Origin of the sequence: Chitinophaga sp. OAE865 (assembly GCF_040546735.1) — a bacterium.
Taxonomy (GTDB): Bacteria; Bacteroidota; Bacteroidia; order Chitinophagales; family Chitinophagaceae; genus Chitinophaga; species Chitinophaga polysaccharea_A.
Genome location: NZ_JBEPOF010000001.1, coordinates 3,916,959 through 3,937,534, shown reverse-complemented (window position 1 = coordinate 3,937,534; position 20,576 = coordinate 3,916,959). Strand labels below are relative to the sequence as shown.

General features: G+C 50.4%; 18 protein-coding genes. 12 read left to right on the top strand and 6 right to left on the bottom strand.

Annotated features, from left to right (window positions below):
• Positions 1-9 precede the first annotated feature (9 nt).
• The 9 genes from ABIE50_RS16010 (at position 10) to ABIE50_RS15970 (ending at position 12,968) form a co-directional block, all read left to right on the top strand.
• Positions 10-438 carry a SufE family protein gene (locus tag ABIE50_RS16010; RefSeq protein WP_142685368.1) on the top strand — a complete coding sequence of 143 codons (429 nt, stop codon included), beginning with the start codon at positions 10-12 and terminating at the stop codon, positions 436-438.
• Positions 435-746 (top strand): DUF59 domain-containing protein, encoded by a 312-nt coding sequence (locus ABIE50_RS16005; RefSeq protein ID WP_209867293.1) that lies wholly within the window; start codon positions 435-437, stop codon positions 744-746. Before ABIE50_RS16010 ends, ABIE50_RS16005 begins: the two co-directional genes overlap by 4 nt.
• Positions 747-860: 114 nt before the next feature.
• A complete protein-coding gene (locus ABIE50_RS16000) occupies positions 861-2,174 on the top strand; it encodes an SWIM zinc finger family protein (RefSeq protein ID WP_209867292.1) in 1,314 nt (437 codons plus the stop codon).
• Positions 2,174-3,628 (top strand): DUF5691 domain-containing protein, encoded by a 1,455-nt coding sequence (locus ABIE50_RS15995; protein WP_209867290.1) that lies wholly within the window; start codon positions 2,174-2,176, stop codon positions 3,626-3,628. The genes ABIE50_RS16000 and ABIE50_RS15995 overlap by 1 nt, the downstream gene beginning before the upstream one ends.
• Positions 3,629-3,652: 24 nt before the next feature.
• On the top strand, positions 3,653-4,732 hold the full coding sequence (locus ABIE50_RS15990) for an ATP-binding protein (protein WP_209867288.1): 1,080 nt from the start codon (positions 3,653-3,655) through the stop codon (positions 4,730-4,732).
• Between the two features lie 332 nt (positions 4,733-5,064).
• Complete coding sequence (locus ABIE50_RS15985) at positions 5,065-7,452, top strand: DUF5682 family protein (RefSeq protein WP_209867287.1); 2,388 nt, start codon at positions 5,065-5,067, stop codon at positions 7,450-7,452.
• Positions 7,442-8,581 (top strand): VWA domain-containing protein, encoded by a 1,140-nt coding sequence (locus ABIE50_RS15980; protein WP_209867285.1) that lies wholly within the window; start codon positions 7,442-7,444, stop codon positions 8,579-8,581. Before ABIE50_RS15985 ends, ABIE50_RS15980 begins: the two co-directional genes overlap by 11 nt.
• Before the next feature lie 20 nt (positions 8,582-8,601).
• A complete protein-coding gene (locus ABIE50_RS15975; protein ID WP_209867283.1) occupies positions 8,602-11,229 on the top strand; it encodes a DUF4132 domain-containing protein in 2,628 nt (875 codons plus the stop codon).
• Positions 11,230-11,387: 158 nt separating this feature from the next.
• Positions 11,388-12,968, top strand: a complete 1,581-nt coding sequence (locus tag ABIE50_RS15970; protein ID WP_209867281.1) for a beta-N-acetylhexosaminidase — start codon at positions 11,388-11,390, stop codon at positions 12,966-12,968.
• Between the two features lie 64 nt (positions 12,969-13,032).
• Here ABIE50_RS15970 and ABIE50_RS15965 read toward each other — a convergent pair whose 3' ends face one another.
• Together ABIE50_RS15965 and ABIE50_RS15960 are read right to left on the bottom strand one after the other, a co-directional pair.
• Positions 13,033-13,659 (bottom strand): hypothetical protein, encoded by a 627-nt coding sequence (locus ABIE50_RS15965; RefSeq protein WP_209867279.1) that lies wholly within the window; start codon positions 13,657-13,659, stop codon positions 13,033-13,035.
• A gap of 52 nt (positions 13,660-13,711) precedes the next feature.
• Positions 13,712-13,891, bottom strand: coding sequence for a hypothetical protein (locus ABIE50_RS15960; RefSeq protein WP_142685360.1), 180 nt, complete (start codon positions 13,889-13,891; stop codon positions 13,712-13,714).
• A gap of 263 nt (positions 13,892-14,154) precedes the next feature.
• Here ABIE50_RS15960 and ABIE50_RS15955 point away from each other — a divergent pair, with 263 nt between their 5' ends.
• Positions 14,155-14,397, top strand: a complete 243-nt coding sequence (locus tag ABIE50_RS15955) for a hypothetical protein (protein ID WP_209867278.1) — start codon at positions 14,155-14,157, stop codon at positions 14,395-14,397.
• 30 nt (positions 14,398-14,427) lie between these two features.
• Here ABIE50_RS15955 and ABIE50_RS15950 read toward each other — a convergent pair whose 3' ends face one another.
• Together ABIE50_RS15950 and ABIE50_RS15945 are read right to left on the bottom strand one after the other, a co-directional pair.
• Positions 14,428-15,291, bottom strand: coding sequence for a pirin family protein (locus tag ABIE50_RS15950; RefSeq protein ID WP_209867276.1), 864 nt, complete (start codon positions 15,289-15,291; stop codon positions 14,428-14,430).
• A gap of 9 nt (positions 15,292-15,300) precedes the next feature.
• On the bottom strand, positions 15,301-16,590 hold the full coding sequence (locus tag ABIE50_RS15945) for a hemolysin family protein (protein ID WP_142685357.1): 1,290 nt from the start codon (positions 16,588-16,590) through the stop codon (positions 15,301-15,303).
• A 211-nt stretch (positions 16,591-16,801) separates the two neighbouring features.
• Between ABIE50_RS15945 and ABIE50_RS15940 the strand changes: the two genes are divergently transcribed.
• Positions 16,802-17,779, top strand: a complete 978-nt coding sequence (locus ABIE50_RS15940; protein WP_209867274.1) for a sulfite exporter TauE/SafE family protein — start codon at positions 16,802-16,804, stop codon at positions 17,777-17,779.
• A gap of 9 nt (positions 17,780-17,788) precedes the next feature.
• Here ABIE50_RS15940 and ABIE50_RS15935 read toward each other — a convergent pair whose 3' ends face one another.
• Complete coding sequence (locus ABIE50_RS15935; RefSeq protein ID WP_209867272.1) at positions 17,789-18,115, bottom strand: NirD/YgiW/YdeI family stress tolerance protein; 327 nt, start codon at positions 18,113-18,115, stop codon at positions 17,789-17,791.
• 99 nt (positions 18,116-18,214) lie between these two features.
• On the opposite strand from ABIE50_RS15935, the gene ABIE50_RS15930 reads away from it, so the two are divergent.
• On the top strand, positions 18,215-19,426 hold the full coding sequence (locus tag ABIE50_RS15930) for a dicarboxylate/amino acid:cation symporter (protein WP_209867270.1): 1,212 nt from the start codon (positions 18,215-18,217) through the stop codon (positions 19,424-19,426).
• Here ABIE50_RS15930 and ABIE50_RS15925 read toward each other — a convergent pair.
• The gene (locus ABIE50_RS15925; RefSeq protein WP_209867268.1) at positions 19,383-20,555 is read right to left on the bottom strand and encodes a trans-sulfuration enzyme family protein; all 1,173 of its coding nucleotides are present in this window, start codon (positions 20,553-20,555) and stop codon (positions 19,383-19,385) included. The two genes, ABIE50_RS15930 and ABIE50_RS15925, sit on opposite strands and share 44 nt — an antisense overlap.
• Between the last annotated feature and the right edge of the window lie 21 nt (positions 20,556-20,576).

Genomic DNA, 20,576 nt, shown 5'->3' with positions numbered 1-20,576 from the left:
CAGGTGAATATGACGATCCAGGAAATACAGGAAGAAATAATATCCGATTTTTCGGTGATGGGCAGCTGGGAAGATAAATACGAATATATCATCCAGCTGGGTAAAGAATTACCACTCATCTCAGAAGAATATAAAACACCGGACAATCTCATCAAAGGCTGCCAGTCGCGCGTATGGCTGCACACAGAACTGAAAGACGGGAAACTGTTTTTTACTGCAGACAGCGACGCTGTGATCACCAAAGGCCTCGTAAGCCTGATGATATATGTACTTTCCGGTCATACGCCACAGGAAATTGCTACAGCTGAAATTTATTTTATAGATGCCATCGGCCTGAGCAGCCATCTCTCTCCCACCCGCTCCAACGGGTTGCTGAGTATGCTCAAGCAAATGAAACTGTATGCTATCGCCTACCAGGCTAAAATTAACCAGCAATGAGTGAAGCAACATTAAGAGAACAGATAGAAGCACAGCTCAAAACCGTATTCGACCCGGAAATCCCGGTGAACATATGGGAACTTGGACTGGTATACGAAGTAAAGATCAAGGAAAATAACAGGATCGGTATCGACATGACCCTTACCGCCCCTGGTTGCCCTGTAGCCGGTGATATTATCCGGGAAGTAGATGAAAAGGTCAGGAATATAGAAGGCGTTTCCGATGTAGATGTTCACCTTACCTTTGATCCGCCATGGACAAAAGATATGATGAGCGAAGAAGCTAAACTGGAACTCGGCTTCCTGTAACATAACAATATTTAAATAATAAAACCAGATATCAGATACACTGCGTAGTGTTGTCTGATATTTGGTTTTTTATTTTATGGAATTATTTACTTTGCGCTTTAAATCGTTAATCCATTGAACCTATCCGACGAACAAGTGCTTGCGATGGCGCCTGATGAATCTTCCCGTAAATCCGGGAAGGATCTGGCCAACCCGGCTAAATGGGTGAGCAAAGGCGTCAGCGAATCAGCTTTATGGGGCGAGTGTCAGGGCAGCGGCAGCAAACCATACCAGACACAGATAGATACCGGCAATATGGCATTCAAATGCAGTTGCCCCAGCCGTAAGTTTCCCTGCAAACACGGGCTGGGCTTATTGCTGCTCTATTCAAGGCAACCGGCTTCCTTCACGGAAACAACACCTCCCTCCTGGGTGAGCGAATGGCTCTCCAAACGCGCTGAAAGGGAGGAAAAGAAAATTACCACCGCCACTGCTGCGGAGAAGCAGCCGGATACGGGCGCACAGGCTAAACGGCAGCAGGCGCGCATGCAAAAGGTAAGCGATGGCACAGCAGAACTGCTCCGCTGGATGAAAGACCTGGTACGCAATGGTATTATGGACCTGCCTGAAAAAGACCCCTCCTTCTTTGAAAATATGATCCGCCGCATGGTAGACGCACAGGCCCCCGGGCTTGCCGGTATGATGCGGGAACTGGCAGACATCAGCTACTTTCATGAAGGCTGGCAATCGGCATTCATGAATCAGCTGGTACGTATTTACCTCGTAATACAAGGCTACCAGCACCTTTCAGCACTGCCCCCCGCATTGCAACAGGATATACGTACCCTCACCGGCTTTTCCACCTCGCAGGAAGAACTGAAAGAACAAACCGGTATCACCGATACCTGGCAGGTGCTGGGAAAACAAACTACGGAGGAAGACCGCCTCGTGGTAGAACGCTACTGGCTGCATGGCGTGCATACCAAACGGCCTGCGCTCATCCTGCAGTTTTATGTACGCGGACAAAGCACCATCAGCAATGCCCTCACTCCCGGCAGCGCCATTAATGCGGAACTGGTATTTTATCCGTCCGCAGCACCGCTCCGCGCACTCATCAAACAACAGGTGACCGTGCCGCCCAATCATTCTTTCAGCGGATATGCCGGGTGGCAGGAAGTGGTATCGGCTCAAACCAACATCAGCGAAGTACTCCCAGTTTATAACGACCAGGTATATACGATTGCAGACCTCACCCCCGTTTGGCATGCGGAACAATGGTGGCTGCAGGACAGCCGGCAGCAACTGATGCCCTTAAAAAAAACATTCCAGCATATCTGGAAACTGCTGGCACTGAGCGGCGGAAGCCCCCTGCACATGGCAGTTACAGGAAAAGAAACCCAATACGAACCTATTGGCGTTTGGCATGAACAGGAATACAAGATATTATAATGGAGCACTGGAATCAACTTATAAATACCGCCCTTCTCGGCACCGCTAAAAAGCAGGCCGGCAGCGCCGGTATGAGCGGCCCGCTGTTACAGACGGCAGATACCATACTGGCACAAACCGATACTGATAAAGAAGATAAGTTCCTGCAACTGGCAGCAGTGCTGTATAATTACCGGCAAAGCGGTACACAGCCCATCACTGCCAATGTTGCGCCAATGAAGGTTTGCCCGCCTGAAACAAAAGCCTACTGCAAACCCGCCGCCATCCGCGTACTGCACCAGGTGCTGGAAACGGAAAGCATACAACTGCTTCAGCTCTGGCTGGAATACTGCGTAAAAGCCAATGTACTGGTGCCCCCGGCCCAGCTACCCCTGATACTCGACAAGGGATGGAGAAATAAATCGCTGCGCGCACTGGTTGCCGCCACCGGTGGACAACGCGCAGCATGGCTTGGTCACTTTAACCCCGACTGGAATTTCTCCCGCGTGGCAGACACCATTGAAGACAGGTGGCAGAATGGCGCCACCGCGCAACGGGTGGAAGCCCTGAAAGAACTGCGCGCTACCGATCCCGTGATGGCCCGCACCTGGCTGGAACAATCGTGGCCCCGAGAAAGCGTCACAGTAAAAACAGAACTGCTCTCCGTATTGGAACATCCCGCAGATCCGGCAGATATCCCCTGGCTGGAATCCCTTCTCACGGAAAAAAGTAAACAGGTAAAAGAAACCGCTACCCGCATCCTGAAAAAACTGCCCGGCTCCTCCCTCCATGAAAAATACTGGCAGATCATAGCCGGAGCCATTCAACCGGATAAATACGGACAGGTAACTGTGGCCCTTCCGGAAATAACCGATGAGAGTATCTTCCAGAGCGGCATCGAAAAGTTCAGCAGCGATAAAACCGTTACAGACGATACGCATGTTCTGTACCAGCTGATCAGCAGTGTGCACCCTTCCCGCTGGGAAGAGCATTTCCACAGGGATACGGAAAGGGTCATTGCACTCTTTCAGCAGCAGGAATCATTAAAGCCCTTTATCCCGGCGCTGGTGCTGGCCATCGCCTGGTTTGAAGATAAAGAGCGCGCACTTTCGTTTATGCAGCACAGTGAAACATTTTATATAGATATCATTCCCCTGCTGCCGGCAGCACAGCAACAGGAGTTCGGCGAGAAGTTCTTTGATGAGCACCCAGACGCTATTATTGAATACGCCTGCAAACACCAGGAGGAATGGAGCCTCCAGCTGTGCACCCGGATATTTAAATATGCGGCTACACAGCCGTACACTTATAATCAACAGTTCATGAACAATCATATCCGGCTCATCCCTGTTAGTATTGCCGCCGTCCTGGATAATATTACGCCGGTGGAAGCCTATCATACAGGATACTGGAATAATATAAAAGTTCATCTGGGCCGGCTGCTGCAGGCCAAAAGCCAGGTACAATCACTTTAATCCAAACATATTAATCAACATACCATGTCAGACATTTTACGTTACCACGCCGAGCAGCTGTATGCACAGGAACTGGAAGAACTGAAAAAGGACGATACAGGCAAGCGCCCGTACAACTGGCTATTGTCGCCACAATCGGTGGTTACTTACCTCATCGGCGGTAAGCTGAAGAACGGCTTTGAAGTGACCCCTAAATATATTGGCAGCAAACGTCTCATGGAAATAGCTGTGGCCACTCTGGCTACCGACAGGGCCCTGCTGCTTTATGGCTTACCCGGTACCGCGAAGAGCTGGGTGAGCGAGCACCTCGCAGCTGCCATCAGCGGCGATTCCACCCTCATCATACAGGGTACCGCCGGCACCAGTGAAGAGAGCGTGCGTTATGGATGGAACTATGCCCGACTGCTGGCGGAAGGGCCTTCTCCCAATGCGCTGGTGGAAACCCCGGTGATGCGCGCCATGAAGGATGGCAAAATTGCCCGCATCGAAGAGCTCACCCGTATAGGCGCCGATGTGCAGGATACCCTTATCACCATCCTGTCTGAAAAAATGCTGCCTATCCCCGAACTGAATACGGAAGTACAGGCCAGTAAAGGATTCAACCTCATTGCTACGGCCAACAACCGCGATAAAGGAGTGAATGAGCTGTCAAGCGCACTGAAACGCCGTTTCAATACTGTTATCCTGCCGGTTCCGGATTCTATGGAGGAAGAAATTGATATTGTAAGAAGACGGGTGGAGAGTTTTGAAAAGACCATGGATCTCCCGGCAGAAAAACCTGCGGTAGAGGAAATCCGCCGTATTGTTACTATCTTCCGTGAGCTTCGTAACGGCGTTACGCTCGATGGTAAAACAAAGCTAAAATCGCCCGGTGGTACCCTCAGCACCGCGGAGGCCATTTCTGTCGTAAATAATGGGCTGACCCTCGCAGCCTATTTTGGCGATGGTACCCTCAATGCAGCCGACCTTGCCGCCGGTATCATCGGCGCAGTAGTGAAAGACCCGGTACAGGATAAACTGGTTTGGCAGGAGTATCTGGAAACAGTGGTGAAAACAAGAGAGGAATGGAAAGATGTATACCGTGCCTGTCGTGATCTGGCGTAGAGGGTGTCAGGCATGATATCAGCGGATCAAGTCCACCTTTTGTGCAGGTGCTAGGCATGCGCTAAGCGAATCAAATTTACTTTTTGCGCAGGTGCTAATTAGCAGCCAGGCAGGTTTCATTTCACCTCCGTTACTATGTAAACATAACAAAACCAGCTGATCCCAACTGCGAAAAAGCCGGGTAAACGCTTAATGCTTTACTTTAATAATATTTTCATAAAATCATCATACTGTACATATTACATTAAAGTTGTTCAAAAATTACTTTCAATATATTTTAGGAAGATGTCAAACCACCGGCATCTCATTCTTATATAAATAATGATCGACGCATGTCTGTACATATATTAGGTATCCGGCACCACGGCCCTGGCTCCGCCAGGAATGTAAAAGCTTTCCTGGAAGAGCTGCAACCGGATATTGTGCTGATTGAAGGACCACCGGAAGCGGATGCCTTGCTGCAATGGGCTGGTCATGAGGAGCTGCAGCCACCGGTAGCCATCCTGGCCTACCAGCCCGACAGCCCGCAGAAAGCCTGCTTCTATCCCTTTGCTGTCTTCTCACCGGAATGGCAGGCGATGTTATATGCTAAAAACCAGCGCATCCACGCGCGATTCATGGATCTTCCGCTGGCGCATGTTTTCGGTATGGAAAATGAAGCAGCGGCGAAAAGAGCGGCACAGGGCCAGAAAGAAAATGCGCCGGAACATCCCGGGCCAAGTGAGGGAATTCCTCCTTCCGAACTGAATTCTTCCTCAACCGGGATACCGTTGCCTGAAAACGCCCGCTCATTACGCAATTCCTCCACAGAAGAATTCACCGCTGCAGAACTGGAAATGGAATTCCTCCCTCCCTCACCACAGGACCCGGTAGCCCACCTGGCCCATGCCGCCGGCTACGACGACGGCGAACGGTGGTGGGAACATATGTTTGAATACCGCCTTGGGCAGGAACAGGTGTTTGAAGCCATGCACGATGCCATGCAGGCGCTACGGGAAGAACTGCCCAGGCGCTACGATCATAAAGAAGCCCTCCGCGAAGCCTGGATGCGCAAATGTATCCGCCAGGCGGAAAAGGAAATGTTCCAGCGTATTGCCGTGATATGCGGTGCCTGGCATGCACCCGCATTGCAAACCATGCCTAAACAAAAAGACGATAACGAATTGCTGAAAGGGCTACCTAAAACAAAAGTAGAATGTACCTGGATCCCCTGGACGTATAGCCGCCTCAGTTATGAAAGCGGCTACGGCGCCGGCATCCCCTCGCCGGGATGGTACGAGCACATCTGGGAGCACCCCGCTGATGATGGCACCCGCTGGATGGCGCTGGTAGCAAAACTTTTCCGGGAACAGCAACAGGACACGTCTGTGGCACATGTAATGGAAGCCGTACGACTGGCCAATGCGCTCGCCGCCCTCCGTCATTATCCCCGGCCGGGACTGGAAGAGCTGAACGAGGCCACACTTAGCGTGCTTTGCAACGGGGAAAGTATTCTCATGCAGCTGATCCGCGACGAGCTGATTGTACGTAACCGCATCGGGAAAGTACCTGTGGAAGTACCCACACCACCGCTGCAGTCGGACATTACCCGGCAACAGAAAAAACTGAGACTACCCCAAACGGCAGACTATAAGGACTATATCCTCGACCTCCGGAAAGATACAGACCTGGAGAGGAGCATTTTTCTCCACCGGCTGCAACTGCTGGAAATATACTGGGGGAAACGGTACGAAGTATCCGGCAAAGGCACCTTTAAAGAACAGTGGCGACTCCAATGGGATCCCGCCTTTTCTATTGACATCATTGAAAAAGGCAGCTGGGGAAACACGGTAGCGGAAGCTGCCACCAGCTTCGTAACCAGCGCCGCCAATAATACCGGCACCCTGCAACAGGTGTGCAAAATGCTGGAATCGGCCATCCCGGCGGAACTGCCCGCCGTTGTAGAAGTGCTGATCCATCGCATCAGTAACCTCGCTGCAGCTTCCGGCGATGTGCTGCAGCTGATGGAAGTGATTCCGTCCCTGGTGAACATCAGCAGGTATGGCAACGTGCGCAAAACAGATGCAGCCCTGGTTAGCAGCATTACTGAAAGCATGATAAGCCGCATCTGCATCAGCTTACCGGCTGCCTGCACCGCTGTAGCCGATGATGCTGCCCTCCCGCTGCTGGACCTCTTCTTTGTCATGAATGATGCCATCAACCTGGTACAGCACAATGCACTTACCACCTCCTGGCACGAAACACTGACGGTGATCTCCGGCAACCCGCAATCGGCCCCGATGATAGCAGGCTATGCTACCCGCCTTCTGTTCGACAGCAAAATTATGACCGGTGAAACGCTGGTAAAAGCTTTCAGTGTAGCCATGTCCGTAGCTAACCCGCCTTCGCTGGCGGCCGCCTGGCTGGAAGGGTTCCTCAAAGGCAGCGGTACCCTCCTGTTGCTCGATGAAGAGCTTTGGAGTATGGTGCATAATTGGGTTTCCCAACTGGAAAATGATATTTTCATACAGGTATTGCCGTTATTACGCCGCACCTTTTCTAACTTTACTGCCCCGGAACGGAAAAAACTGGGCGACAAAGTGAAGCACGGCGGGAATGGCACCAGCATAAAAGCAGCTACCACAGCGGATATTGATCATGAGCGGGGCGCCCGTGGCATCCCGGTAGTGATGCAGCTGCTGGGATTTAAAGACGCTAAACTATTACCGGATGGAGCATGATGAACAGGTTCGCAGATGGCGGCTCGTACTGGGAGGAGCCCAGAACGATGGTACCTCCTTTCCGTTGAATAAAACGGACCTGCAACTGGATAAAACACTGGAAGCCCTGTACGACAGCACCAGGCAGGGAGGATTAGGACCGTCCTCCCCGAATGTAAGCCGCTGGCTGGGCGATATCAGAAGTTATTTTCCTGCCTCTGTGGTGCAGGTGATGCAACAGGACGCCCTCAAACGCCTGAACCTCACCCAGATGCTTTTTGAAAAAGAGATGCTGGAAAACGTGGAGCCCGATGTGCATATGGTAGCCACCCTCATGACTCTAAGCCGGGTGATCCCGGAGAAAACCAAGGACACTGCCCGCCAAGTAGTAAAAAAAGTAGTGGACGAGCTGATGAAAAAACTAGCGCAGCCTACCCAACAAGCCATCACCGGCAGCCTGAACCGCAGCGCACGCAACCGCCGGCCCAGGCATAACGAGGTGAACTGGCCTCTCACTATTCAAAAAAACCTGCAACATTATCAACCGGATTATAAAACCATCATCCCGGAAACGCTGATCGGGTACGGCCGTAAACGGTCGGCACTCAAAGAGGTAGTATTATGCCTGGATCAAAGTGGCTCAATGGGTACGTCTGTCGTTTATTCTGGTATCTTTGGTGCCGTAATGGCTTCCATCCCGGCCCTGAAAACACAGATGGTGGTGTTTGATACCGCCGTAGCAGATCTTACGGAAGAACTGCAGGACCCGGTGGAACTTCTTTTCGGCGTGCAACTGGGCGGTGGCACTGATATCCATGCTGCATTGAAGTACTGCGCACAAATCATCACCCGGCCGGCAGATACAGTGCTTGTTCTGATCACTGATCTTTTTGAAGGGGGAGATGAGAAAAATATGAGGAAACGCTTTACTGAGCTCGCAGCATCGGGCGTGCAGGTAATCGTACTGCTGGCTTTGAATGATGAAGGCGCTCCCAGCTACGATCACGAAAATGCGCAGTTCCTGGCAAACCTGGGAATACCGGTATTTGCCTGCTCCCCGGATAAGTTCCCGGAAATGATGGCCTGCGCATTGAGCAAACAGGATGTTGCACAATGGGCCGCAAAAGAAGATATTGTGTTGAAAAAATAAACTGAATCTATCTATACCTTATGCCATACAAAAAGGAAACTATACTATCGCTTGTTGAAAAACTGAAACAACTGAATGACTATGAAAACATTGCAGGCGCTATACAGTCCGGAGTAGATTTCCTTACAGGGCATACCTATGAAACACCGGTATTTAACACCGCTGAAACCGCCCGGCAAATGGGGCACTTCATTCCCCTGCTGCAAATTCCCGAGCTCTGGGACGATAACGACCGGCTGGTATTAAAGCTGATTGCATCCCCGCTTGCATGGAACGAGTGCAGGGAAACCTTCCTGTCGGCCATCCTTCCCATGATGGATAAACCCGGCACCTCTTCTTCCATTGTACTGCGGTTCAGCTACTTTACCAGCTACCTGCAGCAACGGGGTTGCACACCGGAAGAGATAGGCTCCCTCATGATCAGCCATTCCAGGGACGGCAACAACTTCGACCTCTCGCCACTAAAGTTCACGCCTGTACGTAAATTCCTGCAAGACCTGATCAAAAGCGCCGAGCCCAACGTGGTAAACGCTTACGTAAACACCTGGCGTAAAAAAGGATGGAACTCCCTCTTCTTCCGCCTGCTCGTAAAAGGGCACCCGGAACGGGAAATGGAGTACCTGGAAAATATACTGTTGCTGCCGGATTATATCCCCGATCAACAGGCGGTTTCCCGTGTATTATTACAGAATAACACCGATAAATATGAACCGCTGGTAGAGAAAACCACCACACAGCTGGCGGCATTGCCCGATTATGCGGCAGCGGTCAGCGGCTATTCTCTCCTCGCCGGTCATCTCCCGGAAAAATATAACCAACGGCTGCTGAAGGCAGCCTACGATTTCCTTGCCTGGCCGGAAGCCGGTACCAGGGCGCCGGAATCCGCCTGCTCACAGGTAACGGGCAACATACCCCCTGGCAACCTGCCGCCCGGTGTTCTGGCGGTACGCAGCGTACTGCACCTCGATCGCCCGGCAGCGGTTCCTTATCTCGGTGACCTTCTTGCGCAAAAACGTTACTTCCACCCGGAAGCCTTCCAGGTACTGGCTGATGAGCTGAACGGGCAGGCCGCTCCCATGCTGCTGCAGGCGCTGGAAAACGATTACGATGCGAGAATGGTGCTCCCCGTGCTTTCCCAGCTGGATAAAGCATTATACATCGATCAGCTCTGGCCTTACACGTTACATAAACTGAAATCCGTTCGTACGCTCGTTGCCGTTATCCTGGCAGAACATCCGCAGGCACTGGAAAAGGCTGCGGAACTGCTGGGCCATAAAAAGGCAGACCAGCGCCTGACTGCCGTACAGATCCTCTGTAAACTGGACGACGCCCATGCACGGGAACTGCTGCAGCACGCACTCCACATAGAAGTAAATGACGACGCCCGCGACCTGATGCTGGAAACGCTGGGAGGCCATACCCTCACCGATACCGACGACCTGGTACTGGTAACCAAGCTGGTGACCTTTGCCAAGAAAAGACATAAGCTTTCCAAACCCGCAGAAAAATGGCTGGACGACAAAGCCCTGCCGCCGCTTTACCTGCTGGACGGTACCGTGCTCACTACTGATATGATGCGCTTTCTCATCTACCGCATGTCGCGCGTAACGGAAGTGCGCCCCGATGTGGAAGCCATTCCCCTGCTGCGTTTGATCGACCGCACACGCAGCGGCGACTTTGCACGGGCGCTCTATAAAGCCTATGCCGACCAGGGCGGCGATCTGAAGCTGAAATACCTCATGACCCTCACTGCCCTTCTGGGAGATGATGAACTGGCTGAAACATTACGCGAAGACATACAGTTGTGGATCACCACCAAACGCCTGAAAATGGCGGAACACGGCGTTGGCGCACTGGCCCTGCATGGCAGCAACAAAGCGCTGCGTGCAGTGGAGTTCTTCTCGCGTAGATACCGCTTCCGCAAAGGCGTGGTAGGCGCGGCAGCAATGAGGGCATTGGAACAAACCGCTGCGGAAAGAGGCATTACCCTGCACGAACTGGTAGACTCGCTGGTGCCGGAATTCGGTTTCAAAGGGTTGTACAGGTTCTTTGAAGTAAAGGGCGAAACTTACCGCGCATTCCTGGATAATAACTTTAAACCGGCCTATCTCAACGATAAAGGCCGTCGCCTGAAAGCTATTCCCGTGGCCACGCCCCGGGAAACCCGGAACGCTTTTAAAGCGCTTTCCAAAGAAATGGCAGATACCATCCGGCTGCAAACACAGCGACTGGAGCAGTTCCTGGAAGAACAACGGAGATGGAGCGTTGCAAAATGGCAGACAGTATTCCGGCAAAACCCTGTAATGTCTGTTTTTGCCAACCGGCTGGCCTGGGCATTGTTCAATGAAGCAGATCAGCTGATCAGCACATTTTACTGCGAGGGCCAGGCCATGCCTAAAACACTGGCAAACGATGCAGTTGTTTTCCCGGAAAACGCCTACATCACCCTCCTGCATCCGGCCCACCTCGATGCGACCACCCTGCAGCAATGGAAAAATAAATTTGCTGAGCTGCGCATAGTACCGGTTTTCCCGCAACTGGAAAGACCCATTACCCTGTCGCAGAATTATGCAGATGTAGAATACGATTATGGCGATGCTTCCATGGAAAATGGTTTGCCAAGCGGGTTTATGGAACAGGAAAGTTAGCCGGGGCAAGGCGCGCCTGACGGGGGGCGCGCCCGGCCCTGCAAAATAGCTGCGGCAGTTCACCTGGCACTTCGCCGGGACTCAACCCGGTTTCTTTTAAATCACGGGATTTTATTGTATTTTTTCACCTTAACCAAGTGAACAATAAAAATCTACGTATGTTAAAACTACGCTCCACACCGGCATTTGCCTGCCTGCTGTTATTGTTGGTAAGCGCCATGCCCCTGCAGGCTATCAATATTATTCCGCAGCCGTCTGAAGTAAAAACATTACCCGGCACATTTTCTCTGTCCGGCGCCACTGCCATAATTCCGGGCCGGTGCACCGGCGAAGCCAGCCAGCTGCAACAGGCGCTACAGGAAACATATGGCCTCTCCCTCGCACTCAAACCCACTGCGAAAAACAATTATATCCGCTTCTCCCTCAATGAAAAACTGGGAAAGGAACTGGGCAAAGAAGGTTACCTCCTGCAGGTATCTCCGGAAAATATTACGATCACTGCAGCCACTACTGCCGGTGTATTTTATGGCATACAGTCTTTACGACAGCTCATTATTGCCAACGGGAACGAATATACGATTGACGCGGTATCCATTAAAGATAAGCCCCGCTTTGGCTGGAGAGCATTTATGCTGGATGAAGGCCGTTATTTCAAAGGTGGGGAAACGGTAAAACACCTGCTGGATGAAATGGCGCTGCTGAAAATGAATGTATTCCACTGGCACCTGACCGACGACCAGGGCTGGCGCATTGAAATCAAAAAATATCCCCTGCTTACCACCGTGGGCAGTAAACGCGACTCCACCCAATCCGGTACATGGAACAGTAAGGTGTACGATGGTAAACCGCACGAAGGCTTTTATACACAGGAACAGATCAGGGAGATCATTAAATATGCAGCCGACAGGCACATTACCATTGTTCCTGAAATAGAAATGCCGGGCCACTCCAGCGCCGCCATTGCTGCCTATCCCTGGCTGGGCACCACGCATAAGCCCATCAAAGTGCCGGGCAAATTCGGCGTGCATTACGACGTGTTCAATGTATCTGATCCCAAAGTGGTCGCTTTCCTGGAAGATGTGCTGCAGGAAGTAATTGCACTGTTCCCTTCCAAAGTGATCCATATCGGGGGCGACGAGGTAAAATATGATCAGTGGAAAGCCGATGCCGGTGTGAAGGCCTACATGAAGGCACATAAACTGGGCTCCCCTGCCGATCTGCAGATTGCCTTCACCAACAATATTTCCAACTTCCTGGCCGGTAAAAACCGCCGCATGGCCGGCTGGAATGAGATCATGGGCAGCAAGCTGCATGAGTTCACCGACAGCAAAGACGTTTCCGCCACTGAAAAGCTCGCCACAGGCACTATTGTACAGTTCTGGAAAGGGGAGCTGAAACTGATCACTGAAGCGGTATCCAAGGGATATGACGTGATCAACTCTTATCATGCCATGACTTACCTCGATTACAGCTACCAGGACATATCCCTGGAAAAGGCCTACAGCTTTGATCCTATTCCGGAAGGTCTTGCCCCGGAGTACCACGCCAAAATACTGGGCAGCGGCTGCCAGATGTGGGGCGAATGGATCCCCGACGTAAAAACGATGAACCACCAGGTGTTTCCCCGCCTCGCCGCCTATGCGGAGGATGGATGGACCCTCCCTGCCAACAAAAACTTTACGCAGTTCAGCAATGCACTTCAATACTTCTATACCCGCTGGAACATTACCGGCGTATAAATATTAAGCCCAGCGAACCTTCTACCCAAAGCTATTGCCGCAATTATGTTGCAGCAATAGCTTTTTATTTTGCCGGCATCAGCTTCAGCGTATCACCGGCTTTCTGCAAATGGTAAGTAATAATTCCTCTGGTATTTGCCGTGAGTGCATCCGGCTGGCCTTCCCTGTAGGCGGGGAAAGATCTTACCAGTGTTTTCCCTTTAATATAAAAAGAGTCTTGTCCGCGGTAAGCAGCCTGCTGCATGGTATCCAATGAGAAAGTATTGATCACAACCGGTTTTGAGCTGAGATCATATGCATAGATCTTACCAAACTGACCAGTACCTTCGGATACCGTTTGCAAATACAATTCGGGTTTGCCGTTACCATCAAGATCGCCCACCATGAGGTTTTTCAGCGTTCCTTTTATGTCTTTCTCAATGGTACTGTCTGCCCGCGTGGAATCCTTTTTACTGCCTATTGCCAGCATCAGGTCCCTCATGCTGCTGTTCCCGGTGGTAATTGCTGAAATGCGGTAGTCGCCGTAGGTAGTATCGAATTTGGCGCTTTCTGTTTTTTCCTCCGGCACTCCCTGCACGGGCGCGTTGGCAGAGTCTTTCGCCGCGCGTTCTTCCTTGCTTTGCATGGGACTGTTGCAGCCGCAGAGAGCAACCACCGCTATCAGTGCGGCGCTGATAAATGTACGATCCATGGTTCCGTTTATTTAGGCAGCTCCGGCGTTAAGCAGCCGGAGCTGTGGTTGATCAATGTTTTTTATGCTTGCCGGCTTTGGTATCCTTGCTGTTATGCGTGGTGTCGCTTCCTTTATAGTCCTGTTCTTCATTCTTCCTGCTATCGAGGTTATCCCTTATTTCGGGGCGTGGCATATTGGAGAATGATTGCTGTTTACTTTGCCTGGTATTTTCATTTCTGGTGCCTTTCATAAGATAAATTTTTGGTGAACAATATTTCAGGGGCCACAAAAGCAGTGCCTCACTCTTTTTGCCGGCCTGCGGGCGGCCGGAGAAAAATAACGTGTCTGCCGTTCCACTTTTTGGCGTGCATTATCCACAATAACAAGGGAGGAAAATGAAGACTGGCGGGGCGATAACTGAAATAATGTCAATAGCTTATACCAGGGAATACCCGGCCGCGGAAACGGTGCATGATATCTGCTGGTTATCTCTTGAACATAAAACTGATTTTTATGAAAAACCTACCAGCTACCATCGGGCTCATGGGCCTTTTTACCCTTCTTTTCTTCTTCAGGGGTAATCCGGACAAGGTACAGGCGGCGCCTTTAAAGACCGCCCAGATTGATCAGATTGAATTATTTGCACAGGACACCTTTCCTCCAAAGCCAATGGATACAGTAATGAAACATAAGAAGAAAAAAGACAGGAAAGGGGATACATCCTGGCCACAGAAGAGAGACACCTTATTCAGGTAAATTCAGCGGAGGGGTCATAGCCCCTCCTTTTTATTGTTCCAGCGTACCAAATAAACCGTTCTTATAATCCTGAATAGCCTGCTCCGTTTCTTCGGCAGTATTCATTACAAAATTATCCTTTGCGGCAACCGGTTCATTGATAGGTTCCGCGCAAAGATATAAGAGGCGGGTGTTTTCAAGGGCGGTGATGTGAACATCCGGCTGTTCATCGTCTTTATCAAATACCACCAGGTGATAACCGGTTACTTCCGTTCCGTTCACTTTTATTTTTCCATCCACAACATACAATAATGTCCAGTATCCACGTGTAGCCTTAAGCGTTACATCGCAGTTTGCTTCCACCTGTCCCCAGATGGCAGTGATAGGCGTAAAATTTTTCAGCGGCCCTGTCTTGTTCTCATAGTCGCCACCAATGAGGGAGAGGTGTACGCCGGGTTTCCCTGCCACCGGGGGCATTTCTGAGCCTTCAACATACTGGTACCAGGGCGCTTCCCCTTTATGTGCAGCAGGTACATTAAACCAGAGCTGCAATAATTCATAGTTGCCGCCTTTCTCCAGAAATTCCCGGGAAGGGCCTTCACTATGCAGGATCCCTTTCCCTGCAAACATCCATTGCACATCGCCGGCGGTAACGGTCATGGCGTTACCTGCGTTGTCGCGGTGATAGCCCTGGCCCTGCAACATAAACGTAACGGGTGCAAATCCCCGGTGCGGGTGCGGATGCAGCCTGTCTTCCGGCGATCCGGGGGCAAAATATTTCGGGGGCATATGATGCACCATTATAAACGGGTTGGCAAAACGGAACTGCATAGTGGGCAATGATTGCCGCACCACTTCTGTTTCAGTGATATGTTTTTCACGTCCTTCGAGCACGTGCAGGATCTTCTTCTCCATAAAAACTATTTATCGGATCAGTCTTAATCTGGCTTTTTCCACGGAACTGCGGAACATTTTCAGGATCAGCACTTCATAATCTTCGATCATGATCACCTCTCCTTCCCGGGGGATGTTGCCGTGGATATAGTTAATCAGACCTGAAAGAGTTTCATAATGTTCACTCTCCGGCAACGGGTGGGGTAATAATTCATTGATATCTGCAATGTATTCGTGTGCATTCACAATGAAGTTATCGTCTTTCTGTTCCACGATCGGGGCTTCATGGTCGTGTTCATCCTGTATATCTCCCACCAGTTCTTCCAGGATATCTTCCATGGTAACAATACCTTCTGTATCTCCAAACTCGTTGGTCACCACCGCCATTTGCAGGCGCTGGCCCTGGAAAGTACGCAGGAGGTCTTTTATTTTCATGCTGTCCGGCACATAAAATACCGGTTTCATGATGTCTGTAATGCTATGCAGTGTTTTTTCATGCATGCCTTTTACCACGTCTTTGGTATATACCACTCCTTTCAGCTCGTCGAGCGAGCCGCTGGATACCGGGTAGCGGGAGTAGCCATCCTTGATCACCTGGTCTATCAGCTGTTCCAGGGGGAGATTGATATCGAGCGATGAAATATCCTTGCGATGGGTAAGGATCTCCCTTACCCGGCTGTCGTCGAACATAAACACGTTCTGGATCAGCTCCCGTTCGGTTTCCTCGATAGCTCCGCCTTCCTGGCTTTCAGAAATGATCAGCTTCAGTTCTTCTTCGGAATGGATTTCCGATTCGCCGGCGGGTTTAATTCCCATGAGCCGGAGGATGCTATTGGCCAGGCCGTTGAGCAGCCATATAAAAGGACGGAAAATGACGAAAAGGATCCGCAGTGGAATAGCCACTACCAGCGTGGTGGGCAGCGGTTTACGGATAGCCATCGATTTTGGCGCCAGTTCTCCGAAAACGATGTGCAGGATGGTAATAATGGTAAAAGCAATAGCTACGGCTATAACATGGGTAGCGGCCAGTGAAATGGAAACACCCAGGCGCTCCATCACCTGTAGCACTATGGAGGTCATTACAGATTCACCGACCCAGCCGAGGCCCAGCGAAGCCAGCGTAATGCCCAGCTGTGTGGCTGCGAGGTAGCCATCCAGGTTGCTCAGGATGCTTTTGGCCGCGCCGGTGGCTCTTTTACCGGCTGCGCCACCTTTACTGTTTATCTGGGAAGAACGTACTTTAACAATGGCAAATTCTGCCGCAACAAAAAATCCGTTTAATAACACTAATATGATTGTCCAGAAAAGTTGCCAAAGCATGTAGTTGGTAAATTGGTTCGCAACCCCAAATATAGGTAAATCAATTTTTATACGTCCGGGTATTTTGAGGAATTACAAATTATGAATTAGTATTTAGGGAGATATAAAGCGGGTTTTCCCTTCTCTTCCCAGCAATTTTTTTCAATCAGTCTACTAATTTCATAGAGTTTATGTATTTTGTGGAGAATTAAGGCTGGCACATTATAATAAAATGGAGAAAGAACTTACTACTCTTGCTGCATCTGCAGCTGCAACTACAGGCGAAACCGATGCTGCAATACCGCCGGTAAACGGCACTGCACCGGAAACCGCCAACTTTAGAAAACAGCGTTGGATTTACGGTATAGCGGGCATTCTCATACTGGGAATTATCCTGGGCGTGGCATGGTGGCAGTCGCCCGATTTCCGCACCTATGTGGAGGACGTACCTACTACTTTCTATTACTTCCTGGTGGCCGGTTTTATTTTTGCCATGATCGACGGCGCCATTGGCATGTCTTATGGCATTACCTCCACTACTTTTTCCCTGTCGATGGGCATTCCCCCTGCCTCTGCCAGTACGGCGGTACATATTTCCGAAATTCTCAGCTGTGGCATTGCCGGCTGGATGCATATGCGGATGGGCAATGTCAATAAAAAATTATTCAAGATGCTGATATTACCCGGCATTGCCGGGGCAATGATAGGGGCTTATCTCTTATCGTCGCTGGAACATTACTCGCAATACACCAAACCGGTAGTATCGCTGTATACCCTGATCCTCGGCACTGTGATCCTGATGCGCGCTATTAATGTACAGCGTAAGAAACAGGTAGATAAAAAAATTAAAAGAATTGGCCTGCTGGGTTTTGGTGGCGGTTTTATAGACGCCATCGGCGGTGGCGGCTGGGGGTCTATTGTACTGTCGTCCCTCATTGCCGGCGGCAGGCATCCCCGTTTTTCCCTGGGCACGGTAAAGGCTACCCGTTTTTTTATTGCCATGCTCAGCTCACTCACCTTTGTAACCGTACTGTATCATGTGCACTGGGATGCGGTACTGGGCCTCGTAATAGGCAGCGCCATCGCTTCGCCTATCGCTGCAAAAGTTTCCAATAAAATTTCTGCTAAAACTATTATGGTGGCAGTGGCGGTAATTGTGATCCTGGCAAGTGTAAGGAGCATATTTATGTTTGTGCATAAAATCATATAGCCACTGGCGTTAGTCGTTGTTCACCTGCCTGCTTACCTTTAAGGTAATGGGCTTATTGATCTCGTATTCCACCAGGGCCCTGATGGTGATCTCATCCCTGTCGCTGAAGGGTTTTTCGGGGAGGAACTTCGGGTCAATATCCACCTGGATTTCAGCGGTCCGGTCTTCAAAAAGATAATTGTTACCGCGGAGCTTCTTTGTCACATAACCGGTCACTTTAACAATGGTGCTGTCGTTGTGCAGTTGCCGGGCATTGCGCATCACCTCTCCGATGGTGTAAGTCCGTTCCTGCAAAGCGAACAGGGGAAGCCACAAACATAGCAGCCAGCTTTTCATGATAAATATATTGGTTTGCTATCACCATAAACAATATTCGTGTCGGATTGTTCACCGGACAGATACATTTGGTTATCTTGTAAATTATAAACTTCAGGCATGGGATTCCTCAAAACCTACAGCAGCATGTTCTGGCTACTGGCCGGTATTATAGCCGGCAGTATAGCCGGGCTTATATTTGGCGGGCATATCGCCGTTATCAAACCACTGGGGGATATTTTCCTGAACCTGCTTTTTACTGCTATCATACCGCTGGTTTTCTTTGCTATTTCAGATGCTATTGCCAATATTGAGGCCGGGCATAAGCTGGGCCGTATTCTCGGTGTAATGTCGCTGGTGTTCCTGGGCACCATCCTGGTTGCTGCATTTCTTACTATTGTGGCCGTGTGGATATTTCCCATTCATCAGCAGGTCACACTCGTAAAAGACGTAAACCTTGAACAACCGGGCAACTGGGGCGAGCAGTTAGTGCGGCTTCTTACAGTAAATGAATTTTATGAATTACTGTCGCGCAAAAATATGCTGCCTTTTCTTATTTTCTCCGGGCTGGTTGGTTTTGCCGCCATGCGTACCGGTGAAAAAGGAGCTGCCTTCCGGCAGTTCCTCCGCTCGGGCAACGAGGTGATGAAAGACATACTAACGCTCATTATGAAAGCAGGCCCTGTTGGCCTGGGCGCTTACTTTGCTTACCAGGTGGGCACCGTAGGCCCGCAGCTGTTTGGTACCTACGCGCACTCCCTCGGTATCTACTATGGTTTTGGTATTGTATATTTTGTTGTTGGCTTCAGTATGTATGCATTTATTGCCGGCGGTATACCTGGTATAAAGATCTTCTGGAAACATAACATCGTTCCTACCCTTACCGCTGTTGGCACCGGCAGCAGCATTGCTACTATCCCCGCCAACCTCCGGGCGGTAGAAAAAATGGGCGTTCCGCAGGAAATTGGCAATGTAGTGGTGCCGCTGGGCGCCACTCTGCATAAAGACGGTTCCAGCATTTCTTCTATCATAAAGATGGCCGTGGTGTTTGCCATGTTCGGCAGGGGATTCGACAGCGTTGCCGTCATCCTCATGGCGCTGGGTGTTACCGTTATTGTCAGTATCGTGGAAGGCGGTATTCCCAATGGCGGCTACATCGGCGAGCTGCTGGTAATAAGCGTTTATGGCTTCCCGGTAGAAGCGCTCCCCCCGCTGATGATCATAGGCACCCTGGTAGATCCGCTGGCAACGATCCTCAATGCAACAGGCGACAATGTAGCTGCTATGCTCACAACCCGTTTTCTGCGAAGGCGGGCAATGGCAGTTTCGTAAATGCCTGCTCCAAATCGGCCAGCAGATCGGCGGTTTCTTCCAGCCCTACTGACAGGCGGATCAGGCTATCGCTTACGCCTGCAGCCCTTCTCTTTTCAGCAGGAATGGATTTATGCGTCATGGCAGCAGGATGACATAGCAAGCTTTTAATGCCGCCAAGACTCTCCGCCAGTTTAAAATAATGAGTGGATGTTACAAAAGCAGTTGCTGCTTCCGCTGTATCGTCTTTCAGCGTAAAAGAAATAATGCCGCCAAACCCTTTACTCTGCTGCTTCGCCAGCTCATGACCGGGATGCGATGGCAGGCCGGGGTAAAATATTTTGTCCACTGCAGGATGTTTCTCCAGGTATTCCGCAATCGTCTGCGCATTAATACAATGTTGCTTAATACGCAGGTGTAATGTTTCAATACCGCGTATCAGCAGGAAGCTATCGAACGGTGAAAGTATGGCCCCGCAGGCATTCTGGTAAAATTTGATCTCCTCTCCCAGTTGCAGGGTTTTGGATACCACTACACCTGCAATGAGGTCGCTGTGCCCGCCCAGGTATTTTGTAGCGCTGTGGATCACCAGGTCGGCGCCCAGCTGCAATGGTTTTTGCAACACAGGCGAAGCAAAGGTATTATCTACACAAAACAAACAGTTATGCGCTTTTGCAATGCGGCCAATAGCTGCAATATCTGAAATCTTCAATGTTGGATTGGTAGGCGTTTCCAGCCATATCAGGCGTGTAGCCGGTGTGATGGCATTAAACACCGCCTGTGTATCTGAAGTATCTACATAGTTTACCTTAATGCCAAACTTCTCATATACTTTGTTGAATAAGCGGAAAGCACCGCCGTAAATATCATCCACCGCTACAATTTCATCGCCTGATTTCAGGAGTTTGATCACGGCATCAATAGCGGCTAATCCGCTGGCAAAAGCAGAGGCAGTGGCACCTCCTTCCAGTTTGGCGATGATCTTCTCCGCTGTTTCACGGGTAGGATTGTTTGACCGGGCATAGTCATATCCTTTATTTACACCAGGCGCTTCCTGGATAAAAGTAGAGGTCTGGTAAATAGGCACGGCAATAGCGCCTGTTTGCGGGTCTACGGGAATAGAATGGATCAGTTCTGTGATAGTGCTCATCGTTTGTTTGGTTTTTAGTTT